At 71.9% G+C, this 17,808-nt stretch carries 19 protein-coding genes; 11 read left to right on the top strand and 8 right to left on the bottom strand.

Going from position 1 to position 17,808, the window contains the following annotated elements; genetic code table 11:
- Positions 1-45: 45 nt before the first annotated feature.
- Complete coding sequence (gene sepH, locus L1857_RS33760; RefSeq protein ID WP_094009069.1) at positions 46-825, bottom strand: septation protein SepH; 780 nt, start codon at positions 823-825, stop codon at positions 46-48.
- 93 nt (positions 826-918) lie between these two features.
- Between sepH and L1857_RS33755 the strand changes: the two genes are divergently transcribed.
- Positions 919-2,142, top strand: coding sequence for a glycosyltransferase 87 family protein (locus tag L1857_RS33755; RefSeq protein ID WP_233157549.1), 1,224 nt, complete (start codon positions 919-921; stop codon positions 2,140-2,142).
- Here L1857_RS33755 and serC read toward each other — a convergent pair.
- Genes serC through L1857_RS33740 form a run of 3 tightly spaced genes read right to left on the bottom strand, consistent with a single transcriptional unit; the run spans position 2,050 to position 5,199 of the window.
- Positions 2,050-3,174 carry a phosphoserine transaminase gene (gene serC / locus L1857_RS33750; RefSeq protein ID WP_094009070.1) on the bottom strand — a complete coding sequence of 375 codons (1,125 nt, stop codon included), beginning with the start codon at positions 3,172-3,174 and terminating at the stop codon, positions 2,050-2,052. The genes L1857_RS33755 and serC overlap by 93 nt on opposite strands.
- Before the next feature lie 53 nt (positions 3,175-3,227).
- Positions 3,228-4,580, bottom strand: coding sequence for a serine hydrolase domain-containing protein (locus tag L1857_RS33745; protein WP_116114504.1), 1,353 nt, complete (start codon positions 4,578-4,580; stop codon positions 3,228-3,230).
- A 4-nt stretch (positions 4,581-4,584) separates the two neighbouring features.
- Positions 4,585-5,199, bottom strand: a complete 615-nt coding sequence (locus tag L1857_RS33740; RefSeq protein WP_116114502.1) for a TetR/AcrR family transcriptional regulator — start codon at positions 5,197-5,199, stop codon at positions 4,585-4,587.
- A gap of 54 nt (positions 5,200-5,253) precedes the next feature.
- Here L1857_RS33740 and L1857_RS33735 point away from each other — a divergent pair, with 54 nt between their 5' ends.
- Positions 5,254-6,402 (top strand): MFS transporter, encoded by a 1,149-nt coding sequence (locus L1857_RS33735; RefSeq protein WP_116114500.1) that lies wholly within the window; start codon positions 5,254-5,256, stop codon positions 6,400-6,402.
- A gap of 55 nt (positions 6,403-6,457) precedes the next feature.
- Here the strand turns inward: L1857_RS33735 and L1857_RS33730 are convergent, their stop codons facing one another.
- A complete protein-coding gene (locus tag L1857_RS33730) occupies positions 6,458-7,624 on the bottom strand; it encodes a citrate synthase 2 (protein ID WP_116114498.1) in 1,167 nt (388 codons plus the stop codon).
- Between the two features lie 215 nt (positions 7,625-7,839).
- Here L1857_RS33730 and L1857_RS33725 point away from each other — a divergent pair, with 215 nt between their 5' ends.
- The 8 genes from L1857_RS33725 to L1857_RS33690 all read left to right on the top strand — a co-directional run bounded on the left by L1857_RS33725 (position 7,840) and on the right by L1857_RS33690 (position 14,452).
- Positions 7,840-8,142 carry an urease subunit gamma gene (locus tag L1857_RS33725; RefSeq protein ID WP_094009075.1) on the top strand — a complete coding sequence of 101 codons (303 nt, stop codon included), beginning with the start codon at positions 7,840-7,842 and terminating at the stop codon, positions 8,140-8,142.
- A gap of 9 nt (positions 8,143-8,151) precedes the next feature.
- Positions 8,152-8,448, top strand: a complete 297-nt coding sequence (locus tag L1857_RS33720; protein ID WP_094009076.1) for an urease subunit beta — start codon at positions 8,152-8,154, stop codon at positions 8,446-8,448.
- Positions 8,445-10,151: an urease subunit alpha gene (locus L1857_RS33715; protein ID WP_249467264.1), complete on the top strand. Its 1,707-nt coding sequence runs from the start codon at positions 8,445-8,447 to the stop codon at positions 10,149-10,151. The genes L1857_RS33720 and L1857_RS33715 overlap by 4 nt, the downstream gene beginning before the upstream one ends.
- The gene (locus L1857_RS33710; RefSeq protein ID WP_094009078.1) at positions 10,151-10,816 is read left to right on the top strand and encodes an urease accessory protein UreF; all 666 of its coding nucleotides are present in this window, start codon (positions 10,151-10,153) and stop codon (positions 10,814-10,816) included. Before L1857_RS33715 ends, L1857_RS33710 begins: the two co-directional genes overlap by 1 nt.
- Positions 10,806-11,504, top strand: coding sequence for an urease accessory protein UreG (ureG, locus tag L1857_RS33705; protein ID WP_094009079.1), 699 nt, complete (start codon positions 10,806-10,808; stop codon positions 11,502-11,504). The genes L1857_RS33710 and ureG overlap by 11 nt, the downstream gene beginning before the upstream one ends.
- Positions 11,501-12,271: an urease accessory protein UreD gene (locus L1857_RS33700; RefSeq protein WP_094009080.1), complete on the top strand. Its 771-nt coding sequence runs from the start codon at positions 11,501-11,503 to the stop codon at positions 12,269-12,271. Before ureG ends, L1857_RS33700 begins: the two co-directional genes overlap by 4 nt.
- A gap of 21 nt (positions 12,272-12,292) precedes the next feature.
- Positions 12,293-12,964: a pyridoxamine 5'-phosphate oxidase gene (gene pdxH / locus L1857_RS33695; protein ID WP_094009081.1), complete on the top strand. Its 672-nt coding sequence runs from the start codon at positions 12,293-12,295 to the stop codon at positions 12,962-12,964.
- Positions 12,965-13,165: 201 nt separating this feature from the next.
- Positions 13,166-14,452, top strand: coding sequence for an MFS transporter (locus L1857_RS33690; RefSeq protein ID WP_094009082.1), 1,287 nt, complete (start codon positions 13,166-13,168; stop codon positions 14,450-14,452).
- A gap of 9 nt (positions 14,453-14,461) precedes the next feature.
- Here L1857_RS33690 and L1857_RS33685 read toward each other — a convergent pair whose 3' ends face one another.
- Positions 14,462-14,947 (bottom strand): hypothetical protein, encoded by a 486-nt coding sequence (locus L1857_RS33685; RefSeq protein WP_094009083.1) that lies wholly within the window; start codon positions 14,945-14,947, stop codon positions 14,462-14,464.
- 123 nt (positions 14,948-15,070) lie between these two features.
- Here L1857_RS33685 and L1857_RS33680 point away from each other — a divergent pair, with 123 nt between their 5' ends.
- Positions 15,071-16,426 carry an APC family permease gene (locus L1857_RS33680; protein WP_094009084.1) on the top strand — a complete coding sequence of 452 codons (1,356 nt, stop codon included), beginning with the start codon at positions 15,071-15,073 and terminating at the stop codon, positions 16,424-16,426.
- Here the strand turns inward: L1857_RS33680 and L1857_RS33675 are convergent.
- Positions 16,368-17,198: an MBL fold metallo-hydrolase gene (locus L1857_RS33675; RefSeq protein WP_094009085.1), complete on the bottom strand. Its 831-nt coding sequence runs from the start codon at positions 17,196-17,198 to the stop codon at positions 16,368-16,370. The two genes, L1857_RS33680 and L1857_RS33675, sit on opposite strands and share 59 nt — an antisense overlap.
- Complete coding sequence (locus L1857_RS33670) at positions 17,195-17,770, bottom strand: TetR/AcrR family transcriptional regulator (protein ID WP_094009096.1); 576 nt, start codon at positions 17,768-17,770, stop codon at positions 17,195-17,197. The genes L1857_RS33675 and L1857_RS33670 overlap by 4 nt, the downstream gene beginning before the upstream one ends.
- Between the last annotated feature and the right edge of the window lie 38 nt (positions 17,771-17,808).

Below are 17,808 nucleotides of genomic sequence, written 5' to 3'. Positions count from 1 at the left end.
GCTACCTTGGGGTCGGGGCACGGCGCTGGCGCGCCGTCCTCTGGCTCAGCCTCGTTGGCTGCGGACTCCCAGCAGCACGTCTTCCCAGGCCGGGACCGCCGGGTGGGCCTTCTTCTTCGGCTTCGGCTTGGCGGCCGCCGGGTCCGGCTGGGCGTCGATGTCCAGCGTGGGCTGCGCCGGCTCCTCGTCCGCCGGCTCGGCCTCGGCCTCCGCCTCCGCGCCCACCGCCCGCAGCGTCCGCGGCGTGCGGTGCGGGTCCAGCAGGTCCTCGGCGTGCTCGTCCAGCGCCGTGACCGTGCCGCCGTGCGCACCGGCCGAGAACTGCCAGTGCGCGGCGTTGTCCGAGCGCCCCGCGGTCCACCGCAGCGCCACGATCCACCGGCCGTCGTCGCCGCGCCAGGCGTCCCACGTGGCCTGCGAGTAGTCCTGACCCCGCACACCGAACGCGTAGGCCACGATCTCGCCGAGCGTGCGCACGTCCGGGCCGTCCTCGCGGATCGGGTGCGCCGACTGCGCCAGCTCGGCGGTCCGGGACCGCTCCAGCAGCACCGGGTACGCGAACCGCTCCACCCGCTCCACCGCCACCCCGGCGGTGTCCGCGACCTGCTGCACCGACTCGCCGGCCCGGATCCGGGCCTGGATCTCGCGTGGTCGCATCTGGCTCTCCGTCTCGATTTCGATCTGCCCGAGCCTGGGAACATCGCCCCGGACGGCCGCACGCAGCTTCTCATCGGCGGGCAGGAGGAAACGCTCGCGCCGCGCCGGGTCTTCGCACACGATGGACTTACCGTCCTCGTGCAGCCCGACCACCCTCAGCGTCCGCATCCGCTGCCTCCTCCTGACTTCACCTTCGGGTGTTCACGGTAGGTCGGCGCGTCCGCTTGACGGGGCAGGCGCGCCGACACTTTTTGGTCGATCTTGCAGCAGTTCCACCCGTTCGGCCACCCGGAGGACACCCCGGTGATCGGGATCCGCGAGGATTGCGCGATGGGGCGGCGGGTTCTGGCCACGGGCGTGGCGATCGAGGTCGTGCTGGTCGGGATCCTGCTGGCCTGGAAACGGTTGGACGGGCTGGATCTGGACGTCTACCGGCTCGGCGCGCAGGCGTTCTTCGACCGCGGTGACCCGTACGGCCCGTTGCCGCCCACCCGCAACGGCACGCTGCTGCCGTTCACCTATCCGCCGTTCGCCGCGTTCGTTTTCGCGCCGCTGCTGGTGGTTCCGGCGGACGTCGCGCTCGTCGGTATCACCATCGTGTCCGTCGTCGCGCTCGGTGTGGTCGTCGCGCTGTGTTTCCGGCACTACGACCGGCGGCTGCACGTGTTCGGCGGCCTGGCGCTGGTCGTGCAGGCCGTCGCGTTGTTCAGCGAACCGGTGCGCGCCACGCTCGGGTTCGGCCAGATCAACCTGCTGCTCGTGCTGCTCGTCGCGGTCGACGCGCTGGCCCCGGTCCGCCGCCGCGGTTTCCTGGTCGGGCTCGCCGCCGCGATCAAGCTGACCCCGGCCGCGTTCGTGCTGTTCTTCCTGCTGCGCAAGGACTTCCGCGCCGCCGCACGGGCGATCGGGACGTTCGCCGGCTGCGCGTTGCTCGCGTGGGCGATCGCGCCGCAGGCGTCGGTCACCTGCTGGACGAAGCTCGTCTTCGCCGGCGATCGGGTCGGCGACCCCGGCTACATCGGCAACCAGTCCCTGCACGGCCTGCTCGCCCGGCTCGGCGCCCCGGCCTGGGCCTGGCTGGTCGCGGTGGCCGTCACGCTCGTCGTCACCGTGCTGGTCATGCGCCGCGCCGACGCCGTGGTCGCGCTGCTCGCGTGCGCCCTCGGCGCGTTGCTGGTCTCGCCGGTGTCCTGGACCCACCACTGGGTGTGGGCGGCGCCGGTGATCGGCGTCCTGACGTGGCGAGGGCGGCGGCTCCGGCCACTCGTGCTCGGAACCGCCGCCCTCGCGACAGTCGTGTTCGTCGTCAGCCCGCTGTGGGACCACCGGAGCGTCTGGCCGCTGGCCGAGAGCTACGTCCTCGTCGGCGTCCTGCTGCTCCTGGTGCTGGGACTAGTCGCCCATCCGCTCGACGACCCACTCGATGCAGCTCGTCAGCGCCGTGATGTCGCCCGGCTCGATCGCGGGGAACATGCCGACGCGTAGCTGGTTGCGGCCCAGCTTGCGGTACGGCTCGACGTCGACGATGCCGTTCGCGCGCAGCACCTTGGCGACCTTCGCCGCGTCGATCTCGTCGACGAAGTCGATGGTGCCCACGACCTGCGAGCGCAGCGACGGGTCCTTCACGAACGGCACCGTGTAGCTGGTCTCCTCGGCCCACTCGTACAGCCGCGTCGAGGAGTCCTTCGTGCGCGAGACCGCCCAGTCCAGGCCGCCGTTGGAGAGCATCCACTCGATCTGGTCGGCCAGCAGGAACAGCGTCGCCACCGCCGGGGTGTTGTACGTCTGGTCCTTGCGCGAGTTGTCCAGCGCCGTGGTCAGCGACAGGAACTCGGGGATCCACCGGCCGCTGTTGCCGATCTTCTCCACGCGCTCGACGGCCGCGGGCGACATCAGGGCCAGCCACAGGCCGCCGTCGGAGGCGAAGCACTTCTGCGGCGCGAAGTAGTAGACGTCGAAGTCCTCGGCCTGGACCGGCAGGCCGCCGGCGCCCGAGGTGGCGTCGATCGCGACGAGCGCGCCCTCGCTGCCGGCGGGGCGCCGCACCGGCACCGCGACACCGGTCGAGGTCTCGTTGTGCGCCCAGCCGACCAGGTCCGCGCCCGGCTCGTAGGCGATCTCCGGGGCGCTGCCCGGCTCGGCCTTGACGACGATCGAGTCGCCCAGGAACGGCGCGTCCGAGGTCACCTTGGCGAACTTCGACGAGAACTCGCCGTAGGTGAAGTGCTGGGCCCGCTCGTCGACCAGGCCGAACGCGGCGGCGTCCCAGAACGCCGTGGTGCCGCCGTTGCCGAGCACGACCTCGTAGCCCTCGGGCAGGGAGAAGAGCTGGGACAGACCGGAGCGCACCCGTCCGACGAGGGACTTCACCGGCTTCTGCCGGTGGGAGGTGCCCATGTACGCGGCGCCCTCGGACGCGAGGTTCGCCAGCTGCTCCGCCCGGACCTTGGACGGTCCGCAGCCGAAGCGCCCGTCGGAGGGCTTCAGTTCTGCCGGAATGGTCAGCTCATCGGTCATGCGCCCAGTCTCGCAGGTCGCGTTTCCGGTGCGTAACGCCGGTGGCGGTCCCACTATGCGGTACGCCAGCCCTCCGGGTCGACGCCGCCGGGGATGGGCGCGGCCGGGTCGTAGGGGGTGCGCGTGAAGATGAACGTGGCCAGATCCAGGTGCCGCGGCGTCCCGTCGGCGTCGCGGCCGACGCGCAGGGTTTCACCGGCGTAGTAGCCGTCCAGGCCGAGCCACTCGTCCTCGGCGACCGGGCGGAACCGGGACGCCCGGCCCATGCCGCTGACCGGGGCGAGGCTCAGCATGCCGCCCGGGAGCAGCCGCAGGTGGTACGGCGTCGGGCCCCAGTGCCACAGGCCGGTGAGGGTGAGCAGGGCGCGGTCGACCTCGGACGGCCGCCACTCCGCCGGCAGGTTCGGCTCGTGCTCGTCGGCGATCGCGATCAGGTCCACCACCAGGCCCAGGATGGCCGGGCCGGTGGTGGCGTTGGCGAAGGTCAGCGCGCCGGTGCCGGTGGACTCGTCGACCAGCGAGCAGGCGAGGAACCCGGGCATCGACCCGGTGTGCCCGGCCAGCCGCTTGCCCTGGTGCCGCAGGACCTGCAGGCCAAGGCCGTAGCCGGAGGTCCAGGTGTCGGCGTCGTCCACCGTGGCGACCGCGCGCATCTCGGCGACGGTGTCCGGACTGAGCACGTCCGCGGTGTCGCCGCCGACGAACGACGTCCAGCGCGCCAGGTCGCGGACCGTCGACCACAGCTGGCCGGCCGGGGCCATCGCGCCGGCGTCCGGGCTGGGCTCGGGCAGCAGCAGGTCGGCGAACGGGTGCACGGCCCAGCCGCGTGCGTGCCTGCCCCGCGGGTGCGGGGTCGTGCGCGACATGTCCAGCGGTTCGAGGACCTCGCGGTTCAGTGCGGTCAGCCAGTCGGTGCCGCGGTGGCGGGCGATCAGCTCGCCGAGCACGCCGTAGCCGACGTTGGAGTAGTGGAAGCGGCTGCCCGGGCGGTTCTTGAGCGCGTTCCGCGCGAGACTCGCCTCCAGGGTGGCCCAGTCGCCGCCCGCGGTGCGCTCCCACCAGGAGCCGGGCGATTCGGCGGTCAGGCCGCCGGTGTGCGAGAGCAGCTGGCCGACCGTCGAGGCGCCGAAGCTGGTGCCGGGGACGTGCTTGTCCAGCGGGTCGTTGAGGTCGAGGCGGCCCTCGTCGCGCAGGCGCATCACGAGCGCGGCGACGAGCGACTTGGTGATCGAGCCGAGCCGGTACTGGGTGTCGTCGTCGGGCGCGTCGCCCTCGACGGTGCCCCGCGCGCCCCACCAGGCGACCTCGCCGTCGCGGACGACCGCGGCGACCATCGACGGCGCGCGGCCGTTCGCCTGTTCCAGGGACAGGCGGCGGAGCAGGGCGAACTCGGTGCTGGGCAGCATGCCGTCATTCTGCCGCGCGCGGCGTGAGCAGCTCCGTGAGGGCGAGCTCGAGGGAACCGAGCAGGCGGCGGTGCAGCTCCGAACCGGGCTCGGCCTGGAGCAGGTGCTGGGCGAAGCCGTCGGTGAGGGCCATGACGATGTCGGCGAGCCTTCCGGCGTCCAGGTCGTCGCGGATGTGGCCCTGGCGCTGGGCCTGGTCGAGGAAGTCGGTGGTCTGCTCGCGCAGGAAGCCGTAGCCGTGGCGGAGGTGGTGCGCCCAGTGCGGCAGGACGGCGGCGCGGGCGGTGAAGGCGAGGATGACGATCACCTCGGCGCGGCGCTGGTCGTCCAGCGGCAGGGCCTCGGCGACCAGGGCGCGCAGCATCGTGAGCAGGTGGTCCTGCGGCACCTTCATCCAGCGCCGCTCGATGTGTTCGCTGGTCAGGTCGAAGGCGAAGTGGAACAGCTCCTCGCGGGTCGAGAAGTACTTCTGCACGGCGCCCGGGGACAGGCCGGCTTCGGCGGCGACGGTGCGCACGCTGACCGTCTCGATGCCCTCCCGGGCGATCAGCCGGAGCAGGGCTTCGGCGATCTCGCGGCGGCGCTGGGGCCGGTCGACGATCTTGGGCACGGTTGTCATCCTAGGAGCGGAGGTTTTAAGATACGATCGTATCCTGAAAACTGGGGGGACGGGATGGCGGGCAAGGGGCGTGCCCAGCAGAACGAGTGGGCCGCGGCGCTGACGCGGGGGCCGGTCGAGGTCCTGGACTTCTTCCTGCCGTTGTGGGCGGGCACGGCGCTGGGGGCGAGCGCGGCCGAGGTGGGGGCGCTGACCGCGCTGGAGACGCTGGTGTCGTTCGTGGTGCGCCCGGTGGCGGGGGCGCTCGCCGACCGGGTGGACCGGGGACGCCTGGCCGCGTTCGGGGCCGTCCTGTATGGACTGTCGTTCGCCGGGTACGCGGCCACGCCCGGTCTCGGACCGGCGTTCGCGGCGGCGGTGCTCGGCGGTGTCGGCGGTGCGGTGTTCTGGGTGTCGCTGCGGGCGCGCGTGGGGGAGGGGCTGGGCGCCGACAAGGCCGCGTTCAGCAAGCTGTTCGCCGCCGAGGGCGGGGGCACGTGGGTGGCCTTCGTGGCCGCGATGTCGCTCGTGTCCCGGATCGACTACCGCGGAGTGTTCTGGCTGGGCGCGGCGGCGTGCGCGGTGGCGGCGGTGGTGATGCTCGCGCCGGCCGGTCCGGTCCCCGCACCGCGAAAGGCGGGCGGCCAGGGTTTCGGCCAGCTGGGCCGTCGGCTGCGGCCGATGCTCCTGCTCGTCGTCATCACCGCGCTCGCCGAGGCGGGCGTGGCGCTGCTCCTGCTCCTGCACCTGCAGCGCGGGCACCACCTGGAGCTGCCCCAGATCGCCGGGGTTTTCCTGCCCGGGTTCATCGTCTACACGACACTGCCGGAGTACCTGCACAAGGTCACCGGACGACTGGGCCGCACGACGGTGCTGTCGCTGGCGATGGGGTCCAGCGCGGTCTTCGCCGCCGGGCTGTCGTTCGCGCCGAACCCGGCGGTGCTGACGGGGATGTGGGTGCTGTCGGCGGCCGCGTTCGCCGCGGCGGTTCCGGTCGAGCAGGAGATCGTCGCGGAGGCGGCCGGTGTCAGCCTCGGCCGCGCGATGGGCATCTACGAAAGCGCGACACTCCTCGGCGCCACCATCGGCACCTTCTCGGCGGGCCTGCTGTACAACGCGGGCGACGGCTGGCAAGCCGCGTGCCTCGGCGCCGCCGCGATCCTGCTGGTGGGCGCGACCCTGGTGCGGCCGGTGCTGCGCGCGGTCACCCCGCAGGGCGCGTAACCGGAAAAGCCCCGGAACCACGCGGGTTCCGGGGCCTGCCACAGCCAGAAAGCGCTTACAGCGGCTTGACCGCCGACCAGCCCTCGACCTCCTCGGGCGATCGCGGGCCCGGGCCGACGTAGCTCGCCGAGGGGCGGACCAGTCGTCCGGTCTGCTTCTGCTCCAGGATGTGCGCCGCCCAGCCGGCGGTGCGCGCCGACGTGAACATCGCCGGCATCATGTGCGTCGGCACCTGCGCGAAGTCCAGGATCACCGCCGCCCAGAACTCCACGTTCGTCTCGATCGCGCGGTCCGGGCGCCGCTCCCGCAGTTCCGCCAGCGCGGCCTGCTCCAGCGCCTCGGCCACCTCGTACCGCTCCGCGCCCAGCTCCCGGCACGTCCGCCGCAGCACGCGGGCCCGCGGGTCCTCGGCCCGGTACACCCGGTGCCCGAAGCCCATCAGCCGCTCCTTGCGGTCCAGGATCCCCTTGACGACCTTGCGCGCGTCGCCCTCCTTCTCGACCGCCTCGATCATCGGCAGCACCCGCGCGGGCGCCCCGCCGTGCAGCGGTCCGGACATCGCGCCGATCGCGCCCGACAGCGCAGCCGCCACATCCGCACCGGTCGAGGCGATCACCCGCGCGGTGAACGTCGACGCGTTCAGCCCGTGCTCCGCCGCCGATACCCAGTACGCGTCCACGGCCTTGACGTGGGCCGGGTCCGGCTCGCCGCGCCAGCGGATCATGAACCGCTCGGTGATCGTCCGCCCCTCGTCGACCCGGGACTGCGGCACCGCGGGCACCCCGACCCCGCGCGCGGACTGCGCCACGTACGACAGCGCCATCACCGACGCGCGGGCCAGGTTCTCCCGCGCCTCCTCGTCGCTGATGTCCAGCAGCGGGCGGAACCCCCAGATCGGCGCGACCATCGCGAGCGCGGCCTGCGCGTCCACCCGGACGTCACCGGTGTGCACGGGGATCGGGAACGGCTCGGCCGGCGGCAGTCCGTCGCCGAACCGGCCGTCGACCAGCAGGCCCCACACGTCGCCGAAGCTGACCTTGCCCGCCAGGTCCTCGATGTCCACGCCGCGGTAGCGCAGCGCGCCGCCGTCGCGGTCCGGCTCGGCGATCTGGGTGCGGAAGGCGACCACGCCTTCCAGCCCGGGCTTGAACCCGTCGTCCGGTTCAGTGTTGTTCGCAACGGGCGCTGAGGTAGTCACTGGTGGAAACCTTTCGCTGCGCATTTCCCCGACAGGAGTTGTTACGCGCGCGTGACGCGCTCGGGGCGCCTCGTCGCACGGTGACCACACCATGCCCCTCGAACGGCCTAGGAGCAATCGAAGAAAGCGGTGGTTTCGGTCACGATTACGAGAACGATTCAGCCGGATGGGTCGTTCGCACGTAAATCCTGTGTTTCGCACGCGCGTGTCGCACTCATCGCGGTGATAGACCTGAGCGCATGCACCTGAGCCCCCAGGAGCGCGACAAGCTGCTCGTCCACGTCGCCGCCGACGTGGCCCGGCGCCGGCTGGAGCGCGGCGTGCGCCTGAACTACCCGGAGGCCGTCGCCCTCATCACCGACCACGTGCTGGAGGGCGCCCGCGACGGCCGCACCGTCGCCGAGCTGATGTCCAGCGGCCGGTCCGTGCTGTCCCGGGACCAGGTGCTCGACGGGGTGCCCGAGATGGTCGACTCCGTGCAGGTCGAGGCCACCTTCCCGGACGGCACGAAGCTCGTCACCGTGCACGACCCGATCGTCTGAGGAGCGCGCGTGCGTCCAGGAGAGATCATCCCGGCCGGATCGCCCGTCGAGCTGAATCCGGGCCGCCCGCGCGTGCGGCTGCGGGTGAGCAACACCGGTGACCGCCCGGTGCAGGTCGGTTCGCACTACCACTTCGCGGTGACGAATCCGGCGCTCGAATTCGACCGGGCGGCGGCCCGCGGTCACCGCCTGGACATCCCCGCCGGCACCTCCGTCCGCTTCGAGCCGGGCGTGGAGCGCGAGGTCGGCCTGGTGCCGCTGGCCGGCTCGCGAACCGTTCCCGGCCTGCGGAAGGACGGCGAGTGAGCAGCATCGACCGCGAGCGCTACACCGAGCTGTTCGGCCCCACCGTCGGCGACCGGATCCGGCTGGCCGACACCGACCTGCTCATCGAGGTCACCGAGGACCGCAGCATGGGCGCCGGCTCCGGCGACGAGGTGCTCTTCGGCGGCGGCAAGGTGATCCGCGAGTCGATGGGCCAGGGCATGGCGACCCGCGCCGAGGGCGCGCCGGACCTGGTGATCACCGGAGCCGTCGTGCTCGACCACTGGGGCGTGGTCAAGGCCGATGTGGGGGTGCGGGACGGCCGGATCGTCGGCATCGGCAAGGCGGGCAACCCGGACACGATGGACGGCGTCGACCCGGACCTGGTGATCGGCCCGGCCACGGAGATCCTGTCCGGCAACGGCCGGATCCTCACCGCGGGTGGCATCGACTGCCACGTGCACTTCATCTGCCCGCAGCTCGTAGACACCGCGCTCGCCTCCGGCCTGACCACGCTCGTCGGCGGCGGCACCGGCCCGTCGGAGGGCACGAAGGCCACCACCGTCACGCCCGGCCCGTGGAACCTGGTGCGGATGCTGCGGGCGATGGACGGCCAGCCGGTCAACGTCCTGTTGCTGGGCAAGGGGAACACCGTCCGGCCGGAGGCGCTGCGGGAACAGCTCGCGGCCGGCGCGGGCGGGTTCAAGCTGCACGAGGACTGGGGCAGCACCCCGGCCGCGATCGACGCGTGCCTGACGGTGGCGGACGAATCCGGGGTGCAGGTGGCGATCCACACCGACACGCTCAACGAGGCCGGGTTCCTGGAATCCACAGTGGACGCGGTGGCCGGCCGGTCGATCAACGCCTACCACACCGAGGGCGCCGGCGGCGGGCACGCGCCGGACATCATCAAGGTGGCCGGGCTGCCGAACTTCCTGCCGTCGTCGACCAACCCGACCCGCCCGCACACCGTCAACACCCTCGACGAGCACCTCGACATGCTGATGGTGTGCCACCACCTCAACCCGTCGGTGCCCGAGGACCTGGCCTTCGCGGAGAGCCGCATCCGCCCGAGCACCATCGCGGCCGAGGACGTGCTGCACGACCTCGGCGCGATCTCGATGATGAGTTCGGACTCGCAGGCGATGGGCCGGATCGGTGAGGTGATCATCCGCACCTGGCAGACCGCGCACGTGATGAAACGCTGCCGTGGCGCGCTGCCCGGCGACGGCGCGGCCGACAACCTGCGCGCCCGTCGCTATGTCGCCAAGTACACGATCAACCCGGCGATCGCGCACGGCATGGACGGCGAGATCGGCTCGGTCGAGGTCGGCAAGCTCGCCGATCTGGTGCTGTGGGAGCCCAAGTTCTTCGGCGTCAAACCGCACGTGGTGCTGAAGGGCGGCTTCGTGGCGTGGGCCGCGATGGGCGACGCCAACGCGTCCATCCCGACGCCGCAGCCGGTGCTCGCGCGGCCCATGTTCGGCGCCGCGCCGTCCGTGGCCGCGGCTAGCAGCGTGTACTTCGTCGCGCCCGAGGCCCTCGCGGCCGGCCTCCCGGTGACCCGGTCGCTCGTGCCGGTGCGCAACGTGCGCCGCGTGACCAAGGCCGACATGGTGCTCAACGACGCCCTGCCGGACATCCAGGTCGACGCGGACAGCTTCGCCGTGCACGTCGACGGCGAGCTGATCGAACCGCAACCGGTCGCCGAACTGCCCATGGCCCAGCGGTACTTCCTGTTCTGATGGGCATCTCCGCGATCCTGCTGGCCGACTCCCGGTTCCCGGGCGGCGGTCACGTGCACTCCGGCGGGCTCGAGGAAGCGGTGGCGCGCGGGCTGATCCGCACCACCGCCGACCTGCCCGGGTTCCTGCACGGTCGCTTGTGGACGGCCGGATACCTATCCGCCGTCTTCGCTTCCGCGTCCGTCGTGAGTAGACAGTGGACGCGGCTGGACGAGGAACTCGACGCCCGCACGCCGTCGCCGGCCCAGCGCACGGCATCGCGCGCGCAGGGGCGTGGCACCGCGCGCGCCGGCCGGATCGCCTGGCCGTCACCGGTGATCGACGAGCTGCTGGCCGCCACCCCGCGCCCGCACCACCCGATCATCACCGGCGCGCTCACCGGCGTTTCGGGCGGCACACCGCGGGACGCGGCGCTGGCCGTGGCCTACCTCGCGGTCAGCGGACCGGCCAGTGCGGCGGTGCGGTTGCTGGGGTTCGACCCGTTCACCGTCAACGCGATGGTGGCCGCGCTGGGGCCCGATCTCGACGCCGTCGCCGAGCAGGCGGCCGGCTACGCCGGGACCGACCCGGCCCGGCTGCCGTCGCCCGGTTCACCGGCGCTGGACCTGCTCGCCGAAGCACACCTGCGCCACCACGAGGAAGAGGTGCGTCTCTTTGCCAGCTGAACACGGACACGGTCACGGCCACGTGCACCCGGTCAACTTCGACCCGACGGCCACCGAACCCGACCGGTACGAGACGCCGCCCGCGCGCGGCCGCGCGTTCCGCATCGGCATCGGCGGCCCCGTGGGCAGCGGCAAGACCGCGCTGACCGCCGCGCTGTGCCGGGCGCTCGGCGACGAGATCGACCTCGCCGTGGTGACCAACGACATCTACACCACCGAGGACGCCGACTTCCTGCGCAAGGCCGGCGTGCTCGACCCCGAGCGCATCGAGGCCGTGCAGACCGGCGCCTGCCCGCACACCGCGATCCGCGACGACATCACCGCCAACCTCGACGCGGTGGAACGACTGGAAGACCGGTTCCCCGGGCTGGAGCTGGTGATCATCGAAAGCGGCGGGGACAACCTGACCGCGGTGTTCAGCCGGGGCCTGGCGGACAGCCAGATCTTCGTGGTCGACGTCGCGGGCGGGGACAAGGTGCCGCGCAAGGGCGGGCCCGGCGTGACGACCGCCGACCTGCTGGTCATCAACAAGATCGACATCGCGCACCTGGTGAACGCCGACCTGGACGTGATGACCTCCGACGCCCACCGCATGCGCGGCGAGCTGCCGGTCATCACGCAGTCGCTGGTGCGCACGCCGGACGCGCCCGGCGTGGCGGCGTGGGTGCGCGAACAGCTGGCCGGGTGAAGGCGCACGCCCGGCTCGTCGCCGAGGCGGCCGGCGGGCGGACGGTGCTGCGGGAGCTGACGTCGATGGCGCCACTGACCCTGGTACCGCGGCGCGGGTCCGGCGCGGCGGCCCGGGTCCACCTGGTGAACTCGGCGACCGCCCCGCTCGGCGGCGACGAGCTGGTCCTGGACGTCGTGGTCGGACCGGGCGCGGACCTGCGCCTGTCCGGGGTCGCCGCGACGCTCGCGCTGCCCGGGCCTGCCGCCGCAGCCAGCACGTCGTCGGTGCGCGTCGAGGTCGGCCCCGGCGGTTCGCTGGAGTACCGGCCAGAGCCGACCGTGGTCACCGCGCGGGCCCGGCACACCGCGGAACTGGTCGCGACCCTCGACGAGACCGCACGGTTCCGCACGCGTGAGGTGCTGGTCCTCGGCCGCGCGGGTGAAGCACCCGGACGGCTCACCACGTCGCAGCGCGTCACCTCCGGCGGCAGGCCGGTGCTGGACCAGACCCTCACCGTCGGCGACCCGGCCCTCGATGCCAGTGCCGCGGTACTGGCCGGGCACCGGGTGCTCGCCACGGAGCTGCTGGTCGGCGACGAAGTGGCGCAGCCGTCGAGCGGCGACTGGTGGGCGGTGACCCCGTTGCCGGTCGCCGGGTTCTTGATCACCGCGCTGGCCCCGGACGCGGTGACCGCCGAGGAGCTGCTGGGCCGTGGCCGGTGTCACCGTTCGTCGGCTTTCGGAGCGGCTTCCCAGGCCCTAACGTGGGCTGTTACGGGTGAGTAAGCGGGTCGCGGAGGTCGGCACATGCCAGAGGTCGAAAACATCGACGACGTTGCGGTACGCCTTCCCGGCATGCGGGTGGCCTACGACGGCGAAGCGCTGGACGAGGCCGACCTGGCCGGCAGCTGGACCGAGCAGTTGCAGGACTGGCTGAACCAGGCCATCGCCGCCGGGGTCGCCGAGCCGAACGCCATGGTGCTGGCCACCGCCGACGCCGAAGGCCGCCCGTCCTCCCGCACCGTGCTGTGCAAGGGCCTCGACGAGCGCGGCGTCGTGTTCTACACGAACTACACCTCGAACAAGAGCCACGACCTGACCGTGACCCGGTACGCGTCGGCGACCTTTCCCTGGTACGCGCTGCAGCGGCAGGTGACCGTGCGCGGCGAGGTGGAGAAGGTCGACGTCAAGGAGACCGCCGAGTACTGGAAGCAGCGCCCGCGCGGCTCCCAGCTCGGGGCCTGGGCGTCGCCGCAGTCGAAGGTCGTGACGAGCCGGCGGGACCTGGACGTCGCGCTGTCGTCGATCGAGCGCCGTTTCAGCGACGTGGAGGAGGTGCCGCTGCCGCCGCACTGGGGCGGGTGGCGCATCCGGCCCGAGGTCGTCGAGTTCTGGCAGGGGCAGCAGAACCGGCTGCACGACCGGCTGCGGTACGTGCGCACCCAGGACGGCTGGCACATCGAGCGCGTCGCCCCCTGACCCGAACGCCGAACTCACGCGCCCGAGCGTGGAACTCGCGCGCCCGAGCGTGGAACTCGCGCGGGTGCCGGCGAGTCCCACGCTCCTGGGCGCGAGTTCTGCGTTCGTGGCGGCGAGTTCTGCGGTCGTGCCGGCGAGTTCTGCGGTCGGCGAGGTAAATCACCAGCGCTTGGTTAGTTAGCGCGGCTAAACTGGCCGGTTGTGAGTGTCGAGGCCGGGTCGCAACGGGGCAAGAAGCGCAAACTGCTGAAATCGGTGGTCGTGGACGTGCGGCCGCTGCGCACGCCCGCCTTCCGGCGCCTGTTCACCGGCACCGCGATCACCGCGATCGGCAGTCAGCTCACCACCGTCGCCGTGCCGAAGCAGGTCTTCGACCTCACCGGCTCGTCCGGGTACGTCGGCCTGACCGGCATCGTCGCGCTGGTCCCGCTGCTCGTTTTCGGGCTGTGGGGCGGCGCGATCGCCGACACCGTCGACCGCCGCAAGCTGCTCATCTTCGGCAACGCCGGCATCGCCGTCGTGTCCGCCCTGCTGTGGGCCCAGGCGTTCTTCGACATCGGCTCGGTGTGGCTGGTCTTCGTGCTCCTGGCGTTCAACCAGGCGTTCTTCGCGATCAACATGCCGACCCGCAGCGCGATCGTGGCCCGGCTGATCGAACCGGAACTGCTGCCCGCGGCGGCCGCGCTGTCCGGCACCGTGAACACGTTCGGCATGGTGTTCGGGCCGATGGCCGCCGGCGCCCTGATGCCGGTGATCGGCTTGCCCACGCTCTACCTGATCGACACGATCGCGCTGGTCGTCGCGCTCTTCTCGGTCTGGCGGCTGCCACCGCTGCCGCCGCTGTCCGGCACCGTCCGCGCCGCCGGTCTCAAGGACGTCCTCGACGGCTTCCGCTACATGGGCACCCAGAAGGTCCTGCTCGCCTCGTTCGTCGTGGACATCATCGCGATGGTCGCCGGCATGCCGCGGGCCCTGTTCCCGGAGATGGCCGAGCGCACCTTCGGCGACCCACCCGGCGGCGGCCTCGCCCTGGGCTGGCTGTACGCGGCGATCCCGATCGGCTCGGTCGTCATCGGGTTGTTCTCCGGCTGGCTCGGCCGGGTCCGGCGGCAGGGTGTCGCGGTGACGGTCGCGATCTGCGCGTGGGGCGTGGCGGTGATCGGGTTCGGGTTGTCGAACTCGCTGTGGCTGGCCGTGGTGTTCCTGTGCCTGGCCGGCGCCGCGGACATGGTGAGCGCGATCTACCGCCAGGCGATCCTGGTGATGGCCGCGACCGACGAGATGCGCGGCCGCATGCAGGGCGCGTTCACGGTGGTCGTCGCGGGCGGGCCCCGCATCGCCGACCTCACGCACGGCTGGACCGCGGCCGCGGTGGGCACGGCCGCCGCGGCGACCGGTGGCGGGGTGCTGGTGATCGTCTTCATGGCGATCGCCGTCGCGCTGCTGCCCGCGTTCTGGCGCTACCGAGCCGCGGCGGTCACGAAGTAGGCGCGCCGGCTACTCGCCGGCCTGGAACGCCTCGGTGCCCGCCCGCACGCGGTGTGGTTCCAGCAGCGCGCGCTGGCTCGCGGCCCGTTCGATCAGCGTGTCGAAGTCGACGCCGGGCACCTGGTCGGCGAGGCCGGCCAGGTCGCGCAGCGTCGTCCACAGCTGCTTCTTCCCGTCGATCCCCATCGTCAGCACTTCGAGCTCCAGGAAGCGGCTCAGCGGCGAATAAGCCAGCAGCCGCCCGTTCGGCTTGAACCGGGACAGCCGCTCCGCGCCGAACACCGCCGCCGTCTTCAGCGGGTTCTGGCGGACGCCCAGGTGGTCCATGATCGACCGGAACGTGTCGACGTCCTCGGCGATCTCCGTCGCCACCCGTTCGAGTGTTTCGCCCACCGCGGTGCCGCGGTTGTTGCCCGCGGCCCGCCGGGCCAGCTCGCGCCAGCCGACCCCGAGTGCGAGCTGGTCGTTGAGGTAGATCGCCAGGAAACCGTCCACACCCCCGGTTACCCGTGTCCCGGCCGGTCACGCCTGCCAGCCTGGATGTCCCGTTGATCCAAACGGCGGGCATTCCCCCGAAAGCGTGGCCCGGCAAAACGGATTGGGGCACACTTCTCCGGCATGGCTGAGGTGAGCACTACTCAGGAACCCGCGCTCAAGCGGGTCATCGGCCCGAAGCTCCTGCTGTTCTTCGTGGTCGGGGACATCATCGGCACCGGCGTCTACGCCCTGACCGGCCAGGTGGCCGGCCGGGTCGGCGGCGCGCTGTGGCTGCCGTTCCTGCTGGCGTTCGTGGTCGCGTTCATGACCGCGTTCAGCTACCTGGAGCTGGTCGGCAAGTACCCGAGAGCGGCGGGCGCCGCGCTGTACGCCAACCGCGCGTTCCGCGTCCCGTTCCTGACCTTCATGGTCGCCTTCGCGGTCATGTGCTCGGGCATCACGTCGGCCTCCTCGGCCGCGATCGCGTTCGCCAACACCTACCTCAAGGAGTTCGTCGACCTCCCCGGCTGGCTGATCGCGCCGCTGTTCGTCGTCGGCCTCGCCGCCATCAACTTCCGCGGTGTCAGCGAGTCGGTGAAGACGAACGTCGTGCTCACCTGCATCGAGCTGTCCGGCCTGCTGATCATCATCGGCGTCGGCGTGTGGGCGGTGCTCAACGGCAACGGTGACCCCGGCCGTCTGGTCGAGTTCGACACCGCCGACCAGACCGCGCTCGTCGCCATCACCTCGGCGACCTCGCTCGCGTTCTTCGCGATGGTCGGGTTCGAGGACTCGGTCAACATGGCCGAGGAGTGCCGCGACCCGGTGCGCATCTTCCCCAAGGCGATGCTGTGGGGGATGGTCGTCGCCGCCACCATCTACGTGCTGGTCTCGCTGACCTCCTCCCTGCTGGTGCCCGCCGACGAGCTGTCCGCGGCGAAGAGCAACGCCCTGCTCAAGGTGCTCGACGTCGGCGCGCCCGGCTTCCCGCGCGAGGTGTTCTCCGCGATCGGCCTGTTCGCGGTCATCAACTCGGCCCTGATCAACATGCTGATGGCCAGCCGCCTGCTCTACGGCATGTCGAACGAGCGGATCATCCCGAAGGTGCTCGGCACGGTGCACCCGCTGCGCCGCACGCCGTGGGTGTCGATCGTGTTCACCAGCGTCATCGCCATCATCCTGGTGTCCACTGTGGACATCAGCGTGCTGGGCGGCACCACGGCGCTGTTGCTGCTGGTGGTCTTCGCGATCGTCAACGTGGCGGTGCTGGTGCTGCGCCGGGAGAAGGTGGACCACCCGCACTTCCGGGCGCCGACGATCATCCCGGCGCTGGCCGCGGTGTTCTGCCTGTACCTGGTGAGCCCGCTGTCCGGCCGTCCGGCGCGGGACTACACGATCGCGGCGATCCTGCTCGGCGTCGGTGTCCTGCTGTGGGTGGTCAACTGGCTCGCGATGCGTGCCGAAAGAAGTAAGGATCGTGCGCCGACAGCACCGTGACCTCGTCGCCGTGGTCGCGCACCAGCTCGCGCAACCGCCGGTGGTTCTCCCGCCGCGCGCCCGGCACGGTCTCCACCCGGGCCTCGAACCACGCGAGGCCCGGGGTGGCGTGCGGGCGCGCCGGGTCGATCTGGCCGTGGTGGAAGAACGCGTCACCGGCGTGCAGGAGCCACCCGTGTCCGGTGTCCACGGCCACCCCGGCGTGCCCGCGCGTGTGCCCGCCCAGCGGGACCAGCAGGATCTCCGGCGGCAACCCCTTGAGCTGGCGCACCGCGTCGAAGCCGAACCACTTCTCGCCGGTGTCCGGGTAGCTGCTCCACTGTGGACCGTGCGCGAAGTGGACCTGCTGGTACCGCCCGCGTTCCTTCTCGTCGCGGGGTGACCGCAGCGCCCGCAGCTCCTCGGCGTAGACGTGCACGGTGGCGTGCGGGAAGTCGACCAGCCCGCCGGCGTGGTCGAGGTCGAGGTGGGTGAGCACGATGTGCCGGACGTCCTCGACCGCGTACCCGAGCCGGCGGACCTGTTCGGCCGCGGTCTCCGCCACCGACGTCCGCACGCCGACCATGCGCACGAACTTCGCGCCGAGCCACTCGTCCGCGCGGTCGACGGCCGGTGAGCCCATCCCGGTCTCGATCAGGACCAGTTCGGAGCCGGTGTCGACGAGCAGGCAGTGGCAGACCAGTTCGGCGCGGTGCAGGAACCCGCCGCGGCCGTCGATCAGCCGCCCGCCGAGGGGACGCATGGTGCCGCAGTTGAGGTGGTGGACCTTCATGTCAGCTCCCGTTCGAAGGTGGCGCGCAGGTGGTCGCCCACGGCGTGCAGCGGCGCGAGGTCGTGCTGGGTCCTGGCCAGGAGCAGGGCGCCCTCGATGGCGCTGAGCGCGATGGTGGCCAGCGTCGCCGCCGTCGCGGGATCGGCGCCCTGCCCGGTGAGGTACTCGGTGAGGACGGCGTGCCAGGACGCGTACCCGTCGGTGCACGCCTGCCGGATCGGTTCGCTGTCCGCGGCGTCCAACGCGACCGTCGCGATAGGACAGCCGGACCGGTAGTCCGAGTCGGCGAGGTTGCGCCCCAGCGCGTCGATCACGCGGGTGATGGCCGTCCCCGCGTCCGGCGCGGCGCCGAGCGTCGAGCGCAGCAGGTCCGCCATGTTCTCGCTGGAGAACGTGACCGCCTCGGCGGCCAGCTGCTCCTTGCCGCCGGGGAAGTGGAAGTACAGCGAGCCCTTCGGCGCGCCACCGGCGCTGACCAGCTGGTTCAGGCCGGTCGCGTGGTAGCCCTGGGTGTGGAACAGCTCCGCGGCCGAGGCGACCATGCGGCGACGGGTGTCGGTTCTCCGGACCATGTCGATCACCGTAGCGCAAACTATGACGACCGGTCTAG

Origin of the sequence: Amycolatopsis thermalba (assembly GCF_023376025.1) — a bacterium.
In the GTDB taxonomy this organism is placed as follows: domain Bacteria; phylum Actinomycetota; class Actinomycetes; order Mycobacteriales; family Pseudonocardiaceae; genus Amycolatopsis_E; species Amycolatopsis_E thermalba.
This window is presented reverse-complemented; position numbering and strand designations above follow the sequence as displayed.